The organism is Nocardioides alkalitolerans (assembly GCA_038184435.1).
Lineage (GTDB): Bacteria > Actinomycetota > Actinomycetes > Propionibacteriales > Nocardioidaceae > Nocardioides > Nocardioides alkalitolerans_A.
Map to the genome: position 1 here is coordinate 2,131,668 of CP116227.1, position 13,839 is coordinate 2,145,506.

11 protein-coding genes are annotated in these 13,839 nt (G+C 73.8%); 6 read left to right on the forward strand and 5 right to left on the reverse strand.

From position 1 onward, the window contains the following. Positions 1-2 precede the first annotated feature (2 nt). From PIR53_10240 to PIR53_10265, 6 genes are all read left to right on the forward strand, one after another. Positions 3-821 carry an SDR family oxidoreductase gene (locus PIR53_10240; protein WZH54349.1) on the forward strand — a complete coding sequence of 273 codons (819 nt, stop codon included), beginning with the start codon at positions 3-5 and terminating at the stop codon, positions 819-821. Between the two features lie 14 nt (positions 822-835). Next, positions 836-2,335, forward strand: coding sequence for an NAD(P)/FAD-dependent oxidoreductase (locus tag PIR53_10245; protein ID WZH54350.1), 1,500 nt, complete (start codon positions 836-838; stop codon positions 2,333-2,335). After that, entirely contained in the window at positions 2,332-3,963 is a 1,632-nt protein-coding gene (locus PIR53_10250; GenBank protein WZH54351.1) for an NAD(P)/FAD-dependent oxidoreductase, read from the forward strand. The genes PIR53_10245 and PIR53_10250 overlap by 4 nt, the downstream gene beginning before the upstream one ends. Further along, positions 3,960-4,730 (forward strand): cyclase family protein, encoded by a 771-nt coding sequence (locus PIR53_10255; GenBank protein WZH54352.1) that lies wholly within the window; start codon positions 3,960-3,962, stop codon positions 4,728-4,730. The genes PIR53_10250 and PIR53_10255 overlap by 4 nt, the downstream gene beginning before the upstream one ends. Before the next feature lie 22 nt (positions 4,731-4,752). Continuing rightward, entirely contained in the window at positions 4,753-6,399 is a 1,647-nt protein-coding gene (locus PIR53_10260; GenBank protein WZH54353.1) for a thiamine pyrophosphate-binding protein, read from the forward strand. A 195-nt stretch (positions 6,400-6,594) separates the two neighbouring features. Then, positions 6,595-7,551, forward strand: coding sequence for an AraC family transcriptional regulator (locus PIR53_10265; protein ID WZH54354.1), 957 nt, complete (start codon positions 6,595-6,597; stop codon positions 7,549-7,551). A 276-nt stretch (positions 7,552-7,827) separates the two neighbouring features. Here PIR53_10265 and PIR53_10270 read toward each other — a convergent pair whose 3' ends face one another. The 5 genes from PIR53_10270 to PIR53_10290 are packed head-to-tail and all read right to left on the reverse strand — an operon-like array spanning position 7,828 to position 13,800. Continuing rightward, entirely contained in the window at positions 7,828-8,277 is a 450-nt protein-coding gene (locus PIR53_10270; GenBank protein ID WZH54355.1) for an acyl-CoA thioesterase, read from the reverse strand. Between the two features lie 7 nt (positions 8,278-8,284). Further along, positions 8,285-10,681 carry a bifunctional salicylyl-CoA 5-hydroxylase/oxidoreductase gene (locus PIR53_10275; protein ID WZH54356.1) on the reverse strand — a complete coding sequence of 799 codons (2,397 nt, stop codon included), beginning with the start codon at positions 10,679-10,681 and terminating at the stop codon, positions 8,285-8,287. Between the two features lie 11 nt (positions 10,682-10,692). After that, positions 10,693-12,387, reverse strand: a complete 1,695-nt coding sequence (locus tag PIR53_10280; GenBank protein WZH54357.1) for an AMP-binding protein — start codon at positions 12,385-12,387, stop codon at positions 10,693-10,695. 1 nt (position 12,388) lies between these two features. After that, entirely contained in the window at positions 12,389-13,315 is a 927-nt protein-coding gene (locus PIR53_10285; protein WZH54358.1) for a thioesterase family protein, read from the reverse strand. Further along, entirely contained in the window at positions 13,312-13,800 is a 489-nt protein-coding gene (locus PIR53_10290) for a cupin domain-containing protein (protein WZH54359.1), read from the reverse strand. The genes PIR53_10285 and PIR53_10290 overlap by 4 nt, the downstream gene beginning before the upstream one ends. Between the last annotated feature and the right edge of the window lie 39 nt (positions 13,801-13,839).

The following is a 13,839-nucleotide window of genomic DNA, read 5'->3' on the forward strand; positions in this document are numbered from 1 at the left end:
GCATGCCCGTCTCCACGGACCTCACCGGTCGCACCGCCGTCGTCACCGGCGGCGCCACCCTCATCGGCCGCGGCGTCGTCGCCGCGCTCGCCGAGGCGGGCGCGAACGTCGTGGTCGCCGACATCGACGAGGCGGGCGGCCAGGCGGCCGCCGACGACCTCGCCGCGGCGCTCCCCGCCGGCAGCGGCGCGGTCACCTTCACCCGCACCGACGTCACCGACGACGCCGCGCTCACCGCGCTGGTCGAGGGCACCGTCGCCGCGCACGGCGGCATCGACATCGTCGTCAACCTCGCCGCGACGTACCTGGACGAGGGGTTCGCGACCCCCCGCGCCGACTGGCTGACCGCGCTCGACGTCAACCTGGTCAGCATGGTCGCGCTCGTGCAGGCGGCCCACGGCGCGCTGAAGGCCAGCGAGCACGCCGCCATCGTCAACTTCACCTCGATCTCGTCGTCGGTCGCGCAGACCGGCCGCTGGGTCTACCCCGCCAGCAAGGCCGCCATCGCCCAGCTCACGCGCTCGATGGCCATGGACCTCGCCGCTGACGGCATCCGCGTCAACTCCGTCAGCCCCGGGTGGACCTGGTCCGCGATCATGGACGGCCTCTCCGGCGGCGACCGCGCGAAGACCGACCGCGTCGCCGCGCCGTTCCACCTGACCGGGCGCGTCGGCGACCCCCACGAGATCGGGGCCGTCGTCGCCTTCCTCGTCTCCGACGCCGCCTCCGTCGTCACCGGTGCCGACTGGGCCGCCGACGGCGGCTACTCCGCCATGGGACCCGAACAAGCCGTCCCCGCCATCCCCCTGCTCGCCGAGTGAGTGAGGACCACACCATGACCAGCCCCAGCCCCACGAAGAAGAAGATCGGCATCGTCGGCGCCGGGTTCGCCGGCCTCTCCTCGGCCCGCGTGCTCAGCGCCCTGGGCCACGACGTCGTCGTCTGGGAGAAGACCCCCGACGTCGGCGGCGTCTGGAGCGCCACGCGCCGTTACCCCGGCCTCAAGACCCAGAACAACAAGGGCACCTACGCGCTCTCCGAGCTGCCGATGCCGAAGGACTACCCCGAGTGGCCCTCCGGCGCGCAGGTGCAGGCCTACCTCGAGCAGTACGTCGCCGAGTTCGGCCTCGAGCCGCACCTGCGGCTGGCGACGGAGGTCGTCGCCGCCGAGCCCACGCCCGGCGGTGGCTGGGACGTGACGACGGCCAACGAGGAGGGCACGCTCACGACCCACGTCGACCACCTCGTGCTCGCCAGCGGCATCTTCTCCCGGCCCTTCGTGCCGCCGTGGGAGGGCCGCGACGTCTTCGAGAAGGTCGGCGGCGAGGTGCTCCCCGCGGGCGACCTCCACAGCCTCGACCAGGTGGCCGGCAAGGACGCGATCGTCGTCGGCTACGGCAAGTCGGCCTGCGACATCACCGTCGAGGTCTCCACCGTCGCCGCGTCCACGACCGTCGTGGCCCGCGAGCTGCTGTGGAAGCTGCCGCGCAAGCTCCAGGGCGTGCTCAACTACAAGTTCCTCATGCTGACCCGCATGGGCGAGGGGCTGTTCCGCTACCGCTCCGTCAACGGCATGGAGAAGGTGCTCCACGCCCGGAACTCCCTGCTGGCCAACCAGATGGTCGGCAGCGTCGGCGGCGTCTCGACCCGCCAGCTCAAGCTGAAGCAGCTCGACCTCGTCCCGCTCGGCACCTTCGCCGACATCGCCCGCTCCACCGTCTCGCTCGCCACCGAAGGCTTCTTCGAGGGCGTCGCCGACGGCCGCATCACCGTGCACCGCGACATCGTCATCAGCCGCCTCGGCGAGCGCGACGGCAAGCCGATCGCCGAGCTGGCCGACGGCACCGTCATCCCCGCCGACGTCGTGCTCGCCGCGACCGGCTGGACCCAGGAGATCCCGTTCCTGCCCGACGACGTCGTCGCGCGGTTCACCAACGACCAGGGTGACTACCTGCTCCACCGCCAGATCCACCCGATCGGTGTGGAGGACCTCAGCTTCGCGGGCTACAACTCGTCGTTCTTCTCGCCGCTCTCCGCCGAGGTCTCGGCGCTGTGGATCGGGTCCTACCTCGGCGGCGGCCACACGCTGCCCGACGAGGACACGATGCGCGCCGAGGCGGAGGAGATCCTCGACTGGATGCGCGAGCGCACCCGCGGCCAGCACGCCCGGGGCACCAACATCATCCCGTTCTCGGTGCACAACATCGACGAGACGCTCGACGACCTCGGGCTCAACGTCGGCAAGGCCACCAAGGCCAAGCAGTGGCTGCTGCCGCTCGACCCGAGCGACTACGCGGGCGTGCTCGGCAAGCTGCGCGCCAGACTGGCCCGATGAGCACCTACGACGCCATCGTCATCGGGGCCGGCATCAACGGTCTCGTCGCCGCCGCCGAGCTCGCGGGCGCCGGCTGGTCGGTCGCGCTCGTCGACGAGCGCGACCGGCTCGGCGGCTTCATCGCCTCCGACGAGCTGACCGCCCCCGGCTACGTGCACGACACCTTCAGCTCTTGGCACCCGCTCTTCGTCACCAGCGGCGCCTACGGCGTGCTCGGCGACGACCTGCACCGCCACGGGCTGCGCTACTGCAACACCGACGGCGCCGTCACCGCCTCGGTCTCCGAGCGCGGTGCGGTCGTCGCCGACCGGGACCCCGGCACGACGGCGGCCGGGTTCACCGACGGGGGCGACGCCGCGGCGTACGCCGCGATGCTCGGCCAGCTCGAGAGCTGGGCGCCGCACGTGTTCGGGGCCCTGGGCTCCGAGCTGCGACCGCAGGACCTCGTCGGCCTCGGCGCCCGCGCGGCCCGCGGGCTCGGCGTCGACGGCCTGCGCGAGCTCGTGCGGGTCAGCGCCCAGAGCGGGCGCGGGCTCGTGCGCGAGCGGTTCGTCGGCCACGAGGTCGACCAGCTGTGGACGCCGTGGCTGCTCCACGCGGGGCTCGGGCCCGACCACGCCACGGGCGGCCTGATGCTGCCGGTCATGGCGTTCTCCATGCACGCCGCCGGGCTCCCCGTGGTCGAGGGCGGCGCCGGCTGCTTCGTCGACGCGTTCGCCGCCCTCCTCGCCGAACGCGGGGTCGACGTGCACCTCGGCTCCCCCGTGACCCGCATCGAGGTCGCCGAGGGGCGGGCGCGCGCCGTACGGCTCGGCGGAGCGGCCGACCGCCAGCGCCTCGTCGCGCGTCGCGCGGTGCTGGCCTCGACCTCGACGTCGCGGCTGTACGGCGAGCTGCTCGGCCCCGACACCCCCGAGGCCGGTCGGCGCGCGGCCCGGCTACACCGGCCCGGGCGCGCCGCGATGCAGGTGCACCTCGCGCTCGACGCCCCGCTGCGCTGGTCGGACGACCGGCTCGACGCGGTGCCGCTCGTGCACGTCAGCGACGGCGCCGCCTCCACCGGCGTCGCCTGCGCCCAGGCGGAGGCAGGGCTGCTGCCCGCCGCGCCCACCGTGGTCGTCGGCCAGCAGTCCGTGCTCGACCCGTCGCGGGCACCCGCGGGTGCCGCGACGCTGTGGCTGCAGCTGCAGGAGGTGCCGTGGGCGCCGACCGGCGACGCGGGCGGGAGCATCGCCACCGGCTCCGGCTGGGACGGCTCGGTGACGGAGGCCTACCTCGACCGGGTGCTCGACCGGATCGAGGAGCACGCCCCGGGGCTCCGCTCGTCGATCGTCGGCGTGCACGCGCTGCCGCCGACCCGCCTGCAGCGCGAGAACGCGAACGCCGTCGAGGGCGACCCCTACGGCGGCGCGGCCGAGCTCGACCAGTCGCTGCTCTGGCGCCCGGGCACCGCGACCGGGCACCGTACGGGCGTGGACGGCCTGTTCCACGTCGGCGCCTTCACCCACCCCGGACCCGGGCTCGGTGCCGGCTCCGGACACCTCGTCGCCCAGCAGCTCCTCGCCCCACCCCCCGTCCAGCGGCTCGCCTCGCGGGCCCGCGCCCTCACCGAAAGGCTCCACCGATGACCGTCGTGGACTCCCTGCTCAGCGCCCTCGCCACCGGCGAGGCCCGCCTCGTCGACCTCACCGCGCCGCTGTCGCCCAGCACGCCGGTGCTGCAGCTGCCGCCGCCGTTCGCCAACACGATCCCGCTGTCGCTGGAGAAGGTGAGCGACTTCGACGACGACGGGCCGTTCTGGGGCTGGAACAACATCCACACCGGCGAGCACACCGGCACCCACCTCGACGCCCCCGTGCACTGGGCCTCGGGTCGCGAGGGCCACTCCGTCGACACCATCCCGCCGGCGCGCCTCGTCGGCCCCGCCGTCGTGCTCGACTTCACCGCCGAGGTCGCGGCCGACCCCGACTTCCTGCTGGAGCCGGAGCACCTCGAGAAGCACGTCGCCGACAACGGCCCGTTCCCCGACGGCGCCTGGCTGGTCTTCCGCACCGGCTGGAGCGCGCGCGGCGGCGACCCGGAGGCATTCGCCAACGCCGACGAGAACGGCCCGCACACGCCGGGCGTCTCCCCCGCCGGCGCGCAGTGGCTCGCCGCGTCGCCGATCTCGGGCTTCGCCGTCGAGACCGTCGGCATCGACGCCGGCCAGGCCGGGGGCATGGAGCCGGCGTTCCCCGTGCACTACTTCCTGCTCGGCGCCGACAAGTACGGCCTCACCCAGCTCCAGAACGTCGACCAGCTCCCCGCCACCGGCGCCATGGTCGTCGTGTCCCCCCTGCCGATCGTGGGCGGCACCGGCTCGCCGGCGCGCGTCTTCGCGATCGTCCCCGCCTGATCCCGCACCGAAAGGCACTCCCGTGACCCGCACCGTCGCCGACCTCGTCGGCTCCACCCTCGCCGACCTGGGCGTCGGCCACGCGTTCGGCGTGGTCGGCAGCGGCAACTTCGCCGTCACCAACGCGCTCCGGGCCGCGGGGGTGCCCTTCACCGCGGCGCGCCACGAGGGCGGCGCGGCCTCGATGGCCGACGGCTACGGACGCCTCGGGACCCTGCCCCCGGTGCTGTCCCTGCACCAGGGCTGCGGGCTCACCAACGCCGTCACGGGCATCGGGGAGGCGGCCAAGAGCCGCACCCCGATGCTCGTGCTGGCCGCCGACACCGCCGGCGCCACGGTCAACTCGAACTTCCGCATCGACCAGGACGCCCTCGTCGCCAGCGTCGGCGCCGTCCCCGAGCGCGTGCACTCCGCCGCCTCGGCCGTCGCCGACGTCGTGCGCGCCTACCGCACCGCCGTGCACGGCCGCCGCACCGTCGTGCTCAACCTGCCCCTCGACGTCCAGGCCCTCCCAGCTCCCGACGACGCCCGTACGCCGCGGCTCACCGCCCCGCTGCCCGTGCGGCCCGCGCGGCGCGCGGTCGAGGACCTGGCGGCGCTCATCGAGGCGGCCGAACGCCCCGTGTTCGTCGCCGGGCGCGGCGGCCGGGGTGCCGGCCCCGAGATCTCGGCCCTCGCCGCGGCGTCGGGCGCCCTCGTGGCGACCTCGGCCGTGGCCAACGGGCTGTTCCGCGGCGAGGAGTTCGACCTCGGCATCTCCGGCGGGTTCTCCGCGCCCCTGACCGCCGAGCTCATCGCCGGTGCCGACCTCGTCGTCGGCTGGGGCTGCGCCCTCAACATGTGGACGATGCGGCACGGCTCGCTCATCGGGGCGTCCGCCCGCGTGGTCCAGGTCGACGACGACCTCGCCGCGCTCGGCGCCCACCGGCCCGTCGACCTCGGCGTGCACGGCGACTGCGCAGCCACCGCCGCGGACGTGCTCGACGCGCTCACCACGAAGTCCACCGGCTACCGCACCGCCGAGGTCGCGGCCCGCCTCGCCGAGGCGCGCTGGTGGAACGACACCCCCACCCCCGACGTCTCCACCGCCGAGCAGATCGACCCGCGGGTGTTCAGCCGCGGCCTCGACGCGCTCCTGCCCGCCGAGCGCGTCGTCGCGATCGACTCGGGCAACTTCATGGGCTACCCCTCGACGTACCTCCGCGTCCCCGACGAGAACGGCTTCTGCTTCACCCAGGCCTTCCAGTCCATCGGGCTCGGCCTCGCCAGCGGCATCGGCGCCGCGCTCGCGCAGCCGCACCGGCTCGCGGTCGTCGGCACGGGCGACGGCGGGTTCTGGATGGGCATCAGCGAGCTCGAGACGGTCGTGCGGCTGGGGATCCCGATGCTGGTGGCGGTCTACGACGACGCCGCCTACGGCGCCGAGGTCCACCACTTCGGCGACGGCTCCCACGGCACGCCCGACCTCGGCACCGTCACCTTCCCGGACACGGACATCGCGGCGGTCGCGCGCGGGTACGGCGCCTGTGGCGTCACCGTGCGCACCGAGGCCGACCTGGCGGAGGTGGCGGCCTGGGCGGCCGACCCCCACGGCGTGATGGTCGTCGACGCGAAGATCGCGAGCGACGGCGGCGCGTGGTGGCTGCAGGAGGCGTTCAAGGGGCACTGAGGGCGGGCGCTCCCTCCCCGTCCCTCCCCCAGGTCGTGGTGCCGGGCCTGCGAAGACCCGCGGGCTCCCACCACGACCGGGGCCGGGACCGGGACGGGGACCGCGTGGCGTATCACGGATCTTCGACGACCGTAATGCGCACGCAATACGGCTCGGTTATGATCGGGGTCACACTCGCGCACGAGGAGCGTGACCATGACCGTGCAGCTGCTGTCCCGCCACACCCGGCTGGCGACCTCCGACCTCGACCAGGCGCGCGCCGAGGTCGGGCGGTCGTTCTGCCCGCACGAGCTGTCGCTGACCGAACGCGGCGGACGTCTGTCCATGGTCCACAACGCCGCGGACGTCGGCGGGATCAGCGTGCACTACCTGCGGTACGGCGACGAGGTGCGCATCACCCCGGGCCGCTTCGAGAACTTCTACCTCATGCAGGTGCCGCTCAAGGGGCGCGCACGGGTCAAGGTGGGCGACCGGGTGGTGGCGTCGAACCGCGGGTACGCGTCGCTGCCCTCCCCCTCCCTGCCCGTCGACATGATCTGGTCGGCCGACTGCGAGCAGCTGCTCGTCCACCTCCCGCGACGCGCGGTGGAGGAGGCGGCCGGCGGGACGGGCGACGTCGTCTTCGACCCGCTCGTCGACCTCGGGTCCCCGGCGATCCGCAGCTGGCTGCGCCTCGTGCACCTGGCCTGCGACGAGGCCGAGCTCGGCCGCGGCGTGCTCAGCAGCCCGCTGGCCGCCAGCCACTTCGAGCAGGTCATCGTCTCGGGCCTGCTCGCCGCCCAGCCGAACAGCTCGACCCTGGCGCCGACGGCCGCCGACAGCGCACCGGTGTCCCGCACCGTCCGAGCCGCCATGGCGCTCATCGAGGACTGCCCGGAGCGGCCGTGGCGGGTCGCCGACCTGGCCGGCGAGGTCGGCGTCAGCCCCCGCACGCTGCAGGAGGCGTTCCAGCGCGAGCGCGGCACGACGCCGCTGGAGGAGCTGCGCCGCACCCGCCTCGCCCGCGCCCACGCCGACCTCCTCGAGGGCTCGCCCGAGACCACGACCGTCACCGAGGTCGCGGCCCGGTGGGGCTTCTTCCACCTCGGGCGGTTCTCCCAGACGTACCGCGCAGCGCACGGTCAGGCGCCCTCGACGACGCTGGCGTCCTGAGGGAGCGAGGCGAGCTCGCGAACTGGGACGCTGGTGCGACCTGGACCCGGTCGAGCACGTCCCAGCCGCACATTTCTGTGGGCCGGGGTACGTCGCGCGGCCAGCCCCTCGGGCCGACCGGACTGGCTGCGGCGTCGCGCCTCCAACGCGCACCCGGGCCGGGTCGCGAACTGGGACGTTGGTACGCCGCGGACCGTGTCCGGCGGGCCCCAGCCGCACAATTCGCGGCCCGGCATGGGCCCGGCCCCGACCCAGCCGAGCCCAGCCGAGCCCGACCTACCGCCCGCCGACGCCCAGCCGCTCCAACCAGTCCGCGGGCCACGGCGCCGCGGCGGCGCCCGTGCCGTGGTCGGCGCTGCTCCGGTCGAGGTGCACGGTGACGGAGGCGCCGCGGGCCGCGACGTACGCCGGCCGGCCGGCGTGCGCCTCCCCGCGCACCTCGAACTCCAGGCGCATCGAGGAGCGGCCGACGTGCGCGACCGTCACCGTCGTCACGACCTCCTGGCCGAAGAACAGCGGCGCGAGGAAGTCGACCTCGTAGCGCGCCCGGGGGGCCGCCGGGAAGTAGCCCGCCAGCCCCCGCTCGCGCATCAGGGCAGCCTCCGCCGCCTCGACCCACCGCACGACGGTGCTGTTGTGGTAGATCCCCGCCGCGTCGGTGTCGATCCACTCCACGCGGGAGCGGGTCGACCCGACGGCGACGGGGACCTCGTGACCGGGTTCCACGAACGGCTCAGACCGCCACGGCGGCGACCGGCTTCCGCGGCGTCCACCGCACGTGCACGCCGTCGTCGGCGCCCGCACGCAGGAGCGACAGCCGCGGCGGCACCCGGTCGGTGCGCGACGTCGGCGGACGACGACGGCCGGCCGCCCACTGCACGGGCCACGGCGCGCCGTCGCCCCGGTAGTCCTGCTCCGCCGCCGCGTGCAGGGTCCAGCTGGGGTCGTAGAGGTGGGTGCGGCCCAGCGCGCAGAGGTCCGCACGCCCCGCGAGCAGGATCGAGTTCACGTCGTCGGCCGACGAGATCGCCCCCACCGCGATGACCGGCACGCCGGCGGCCGCGGCCACCTCGTGGCGGATCCGGTCGGCGAACGGGGTCTGGTAGGACCGGCCGAACGCCGGCTGCTCCTCCTTGCCGACCTGGCCCGACGAGACGTCGATGGCCGCGGCACCGTGGGCGACGAACGCCCGGGCGATCTCGACCGCGTCGTCGGCGGTGTTGCCGTCGGGGATCCAGTCGGTGGCCGAGATGCGCACCGTCACCGGGACGGACGCCGGCACCGCGGCGCGCACCGCGTCGAACACCTCGAGCGGGAACCGCAGGCGGTTCTCGAGCGGACCGCCGAGCTCGTCGGTGCGCCGGTTGGAGATCGGCGAGAGGAACGACGACAGCAGGTAGCCGTGCGCCGCGTGCACCTCGATCAGGTCGAAGCCCGCCTCCACGGCCCGCCGGGCCGCCGCCACGAAGTCGGCCACCACCCGGTCCAGGTCGGCCCGCGTCGCCTCCCGCGGCACGTGGCACCCCTCGCCGTACGGCAGCGCGGAGGGCGCGATGACCTCCCAGTTGCCGGTCTCGAGCGGCTGGTCGATCCCGTCCCACATGAGGCGGGTCGAGCCCTTGCGGCCGGAGTGACCGAGCTGCACGCCGATCTTCGCGCGGCTCTGCTCGTGCACGAACGACGTCACCCGCGCCCACGCGTCGCGCTGCTCGTCCGTCCACAACCCCGGGCAGCCGGGCGTGATCCGCCCCTCCGGCGACACGCAGGTCATCTCCGCCATGACGATGCCGGCGCCACCCAGCGCCTTCGAGCCGAGGTGCACCAGGTGGAACTCCTGCGGCACGCCGTCGACGGCGGAGTACATGTCCATCGGCGAGAGCATCACGCGGTTCGCGAGCTCGAGCTCGCCGATGCGCACCGGCTGGAACATCGCCGGCGTGGCGCCGTCGCGCGCCGGTCCGGCCACGGCGACCTGCTCCGCGAACGCCGCCTGGATCTGCGCCGCGAACTGCTCGTCGCGCTCGCGCAGGTTGTCGAACGTGATGCGCCGCGAGCGGGTCAGCAGGTTGAAGACGAACTGCGCGGGGTCCTGGTCGGCATACATCCCGATCTGCTCGAACCACTCCAGCGACGCCTGCGCGGCGCGCTGCGTCGACTCCACCACCGGCCGCCGCTCGGTCTCGTACGCCGCGAGCGCGGTCTCGAGGTCGGCGTGCTCGTGCAGGCACGCGGCCAGGGCGAGCGCGTCCTCCATCGCCAGCTTGGTGCCGGAGCCGATCGAGAAGTGCGCCGTGTGGGCGGCGTCGCCGAGCAGCACGAGGTTGCCGTCGTGCCACCGCTCGTTGCGCACCGTCGTGAAGTTGATCCACTTCGAGTTGTTGGTGAGGATCTCGTGGCCGTCGAGCACGTCGGCGAAGAGCTCGCGGACGCGCTCCACCGCGTAGGTGTCGGAGACCCCGGGCGGGAACACCTCGTGCTCGGTGGCGTCGAGCCCGGCCCGGCGCCACACGTCCTCGTGCATCTCGACGATGAAGGTCGACCCCGCGTCGGAGTAGGGGTAGCCGTGGATCTGCATCGTGCCGTGCTCGGTGTTGCGCACGACGAACTGGAAGGCCTCGAACACCTTGTCGGTGCCGAACCAGATGTACTTGTTGTGCCGCCGGTCCAGGTCGGGGCGGAACACGTCGGCGTACCGGTCGCGGACGCGGGAGTTGAGCCCGTCGCAGGCCACGACGAGGTCGTGGGTCTCCCGCAGCTCGGCCACGTCGGGCGCCTCGGTGCGGTAGCGCACGTCGATGCCGAGCCCGGCGACGCGCTCCTGGAGGATGGCCAGCAGCTCCTTGCGGCTCATCGCCGCGAAGCCCTGCCCGCCCACCGTGAACTCGTGGCCGTCGACGTCGACGTCGATGTCGGTCCAGCGGGCGAACCCGCGCTCCATGGCGGCGTGGACCGCCGTGTCGGCCGACTCGATGCCGCCGAGGGTCTCGTCGGAGAACACGACGCCGAAGCCGAACGTGTCCTCGGGCGCGTTGCGCTCCCAGACGGTGATCTCGTGGTCGGGGCCGAGCTGCTTGACGAGGGCGGCGAGGTAGAGCCCACCGGGACCCCCGCCGATGATCGCGATCTTCATGTCAGGTCCTCTCAGGAGCCGGCCGGGACGGGGGCCGCGTCCGCGTGCGCGGCGGCGGCCTCCTCGGCGAGCCGGGCGCGGAGCGCGAAGTGCTGGAGCTTGCCGCTGGCGTTGCGCGGCAGGGCGTCGATGAAGCGCACCTCGCGGGGGTACTTGTACGGCGCGAGCGTCTGCTTGACGTGGTCCTGCAGCCGCACGACGGTGTCGTGGTCGGCGGGCACCCCGTCGCGGAGCACCACGAAGGCGCACACGATGGAGCCGCGGTCGTCGTCGGGCTTGGCGAGCACCATCGACTCGACGACGTCGGGGTGGTCGTCGAGCGCGGCCTCGACCTCGGGCCCGCCGATGTTGTAGCCCGCGGACACGATCATGTTGTCCGTGCGCGCGGCGAACCAGAAGTAGCCGTCCTCGTCGCGGGTGAACGTGTCACCGGTCAGGTTCCAGCCGTTGAGCACGTAGTTCCGCTGGCGCTCGTCGGCCAGGTAGCGACAGCCGACCGGCCCCCGTACGGCGAGCCGCCCCTCGACGCCCGGCGGCAGCTCCTCGCCGTCGGGGCCGAGGATCGTGGCCCGGTAGCCCGGCAGCGGACGTCCCGTCGCCCCCGGACGGATGTCGTCGCCGACCGCGGAGAGGTAGATGTGCAGCATCTCCGTGCCGCCGATGCCGTCGATGACCTTGAGCCCGAGGGCGTCGTGGAGCCGTTGCCAGGTGCTCGCCGGGATGTGCTCCCCGGCGCTCACCGCGGCCCGCAGCCCCGCGAGCCGCTGCACCTTCCCGGCGCCGATGATCTGCTTGTACGCCGTGGGCGCGGTCGCGAGCACCGTCACGCCGTGGTCCGCGACGAGGTCCGCCATGACCGGCGGCGGCGCGCCCTCCGTGAGGAGCGCGGAGGCCCCGGCCCGCAGGGGGAAGACGACGAGCATGCCGAGCCCGAACGTGAAGGCGAACGGCGCGGTGCACGCGACGACGTCGTCCGGCTGCAGCTGCAGCACGTGACGCCCGAAGGTGTGGTCGATCGACAGGATGTCGCGGTGGAAGTGCGTGCAGATCTTGGGCACACCCGTGCTGCCCGACGTGGGGCAGAAGAGCGCGACGTCGTCGGCGGAGGTCGCGACTCCTGCGAACTCCCCGGACTTGGCGGCGCAGCGCCGTACGAGGTCGTCGGCCGCGTCCCCGCCGAACGTCACGATCCGGAGGTCGGGCGCCACGTCGGCGCGCAGCTCCTCGAGGTCGTCGGCGCAGCGGTGGTCGGCCAGCGCGAGGGTGGGCCGCGTCTTCTCGACGATGGGCCGCAGCTCGCGCGCCCGGAGCGCGGCGAAGGTCGTGGCCGCGATGCCGCCCGCCTTGAGGACGCCGAGCCACGCGGCGACGGTCCAGGGGTTGTTGGGCGAGCGGAGCAGCACGCGGTTGCCGGTGACGAGCCCGAGGTCCTCCGTGAGCACCTGCGCGACCTGGTTGGCGCGCGTCAGGAGCTCGGCGTAGGTCCACGTCTCGCCCTCGGGCGTGCGCAGCGCGACACGGTCGGGCCAGCGCGCCGCCGGCACGTCGATGAGCTCGACGGCGGCGTTGAGGCGGTCGGGGTACTGCAGCTCGTCCGTCGTGAACTCCAGCGCCGGCCAGAGCTCGGCGGGCGGCAGCTGCTCGCGGGCGAAGGTGTCGTCGTGGAGGCTGGGGTGCAGGGTGGGGTGGAGCGTCGGAGCGGTCATGTCACGTCCCTTGTCCTGATCGGATCATGCCCTCCTGGACGACCGTGGCCAGGTGGTCGGTGGCGGTGAAGAAGCGCCCCAGGCCGGTGCCGCGACCATCGTCGGCCGCGACCGCCTCCTGGGCATAGAGCAACCAGTCGTCGAAAGCGCCGGTCGGTGGGCGGTGGAACCACATCGCGTGGTCGAGGCTCGCCGTGACGAGCCCCGGCTGCGCCCAGGGCAGCCCGAGCGTCCGCAGCACGGGCTCGAGGATCGTGTAGTCGCAGGCGTAGGCCAGCGCCGCCAGGTCACGCTGCGCGTCGGTCAGGCCCTCGACCGGGCGGAGCGCGTCGAACGGCCGGATCCAGATCGCCTGGTGGGGCACCTGCTCGCCCTCGACCCGCAGGTAGACCGGCCCCGGCACGTGCCGCATGTCGAAGCTGCGGCCGCCCGACCAGTAGGCCTGCGACTCCGCCGTCATGGTGGTGCCGTTCCCCGGCTCCTCCCCCGCCAGGTACGCCGCGGACGACGGCAGCTCGTCCGGCGAGGGGAGGTCGGTGGGCGGGCGGACGGCGTGGGTGCCGCCCGCCTCCCCGGCCGCGAAGCCGGCCAGGCAGACGTAGGCGACCTTGCCGTTCTGGATGCCCCGCACCTGGCGCGTCGAGTAGCCGCGACCGTCGCGCAGGAGCTCCACCTCGTAACGGATCTCGGCGCCGATGTCGACGGGTCGCATGAAGTAGGAGTGCATCGAGTGCATCGACTTGCCGTCCGTGACCGAGCGGGCGGCGGCCGCAGCGGCCTGCGCGACCATGTCCCCGCCGTACGCCTTCGGCCACGGGCAGGGCTGGGTGACCGCCGTGAAGGCGAGGTCGAACAGCTCCGGCTCGGTCGGCGTGAGCGCCAGGGCGTCGGTGACGGTGCGGGAGGTGGGCTGCTCCGGGGCGGTCACGGGCGGTCCATCCAGTCGCGCAGGGCCGCGTCGGCGACCTGCTCGAGGTTGACCACGATGTTGTCCGGGGTGCGGCACGTCATCCACGTCAGCGGCTTGTTGCGGTCGAGGTTGCACTCGACGTGCGGCATGAACGGCGGCACGAAGACCCAGTCGCCCTCCTCCATGTCGACGTAGTCCTCGTAGCGCTCGCCGAAGTAGATCCGCGCGCGGCCGCGGAGCACGAAGCCGCCCGTCTCCGCCTCGCCGTGGTGGTGGGGCACCGAGCGGAAGCCGGCCTCGTTGCTGACCTGGCCGTACCAGATCTTCGTGGCCGGGGTGTGCTGCGGGCTGACCCCGGAGATGCGGTGGGCGCCCTCGGACTGGCCGGTGCGGCCGGTCTCCAGACCGCCGCGGGTGACGACCGGTACGACGAGCCCCGAGGGGCCCGCGTACATCGAGTTGTCGCCCTCGAGCACGTGGTCGGCGTGGGGGTCGATGTGCATCGTTCTCCTCGGTTCTCGTCGGGTGTTCGTCCGGTGGGG

What these genes read in the sequence shown, in the direction of transcription:
- PIR53_10240 (WZH54349.1), top strand. Translation starts at nt 3, where the DNA reads ATGCCCGTCTCCACGGACCTCACCGGTCGCACCGCCGTCGTCACCGGC.
- PIR53_10245 (WZH54350.1), top strand. Translation starts at nt 836, where the DNA reads ATGACCAGCCCCAGCCCCACGAAGAAGAAGATCGGCATCGTCGGCGCC.
- PIR53_10250 (WZH54351.1), top strand. Translation starts at nt 2,332, where the DNA reads ATGAGCACCTACGACGCCATCGTCATCGGGGCCGGCATCAACGGTCTC.
- PIR53_10255 (WZH54352.1), top strand. Translation starts at nt 3,960, where the DNA reads ATGACCGTCGTGGACTCCCTGCTCAGCGCCCTCGCCACCGGCGAGGCC.
- PIR53_10265 (WZH54354.1), top strand. Translation starts at nt 6,595, where the DNA reads ATGACCGTGCAGCTGCTGTCCCGCCACACCCGGCTGGCGACCTCCGAC.
- PIR53_10275 (WZH54356.1), bottom strand. Translation starts at nt 10,681, where the DNA reads ATGAAGATCGCGATCATCGGCGGGGGTCCCGGTGGGCTCTACCTCGCC.
- PIR53_10280 (WZH54357.1), bottom strand. Translation starts at nt 12,387, where the DNA reads ATGACCGCTCCGACGCTCCACCCCACCCTGCACCCCAGCCTCCACGAC.
- PIR53_10290 (WZH54359.1), bottom strand. Translation starts at nt 13,800, where the DNA reads ATGCACATCGACCCCCACGCCGACCACGTGCTCGAGGGCGACAACTCG.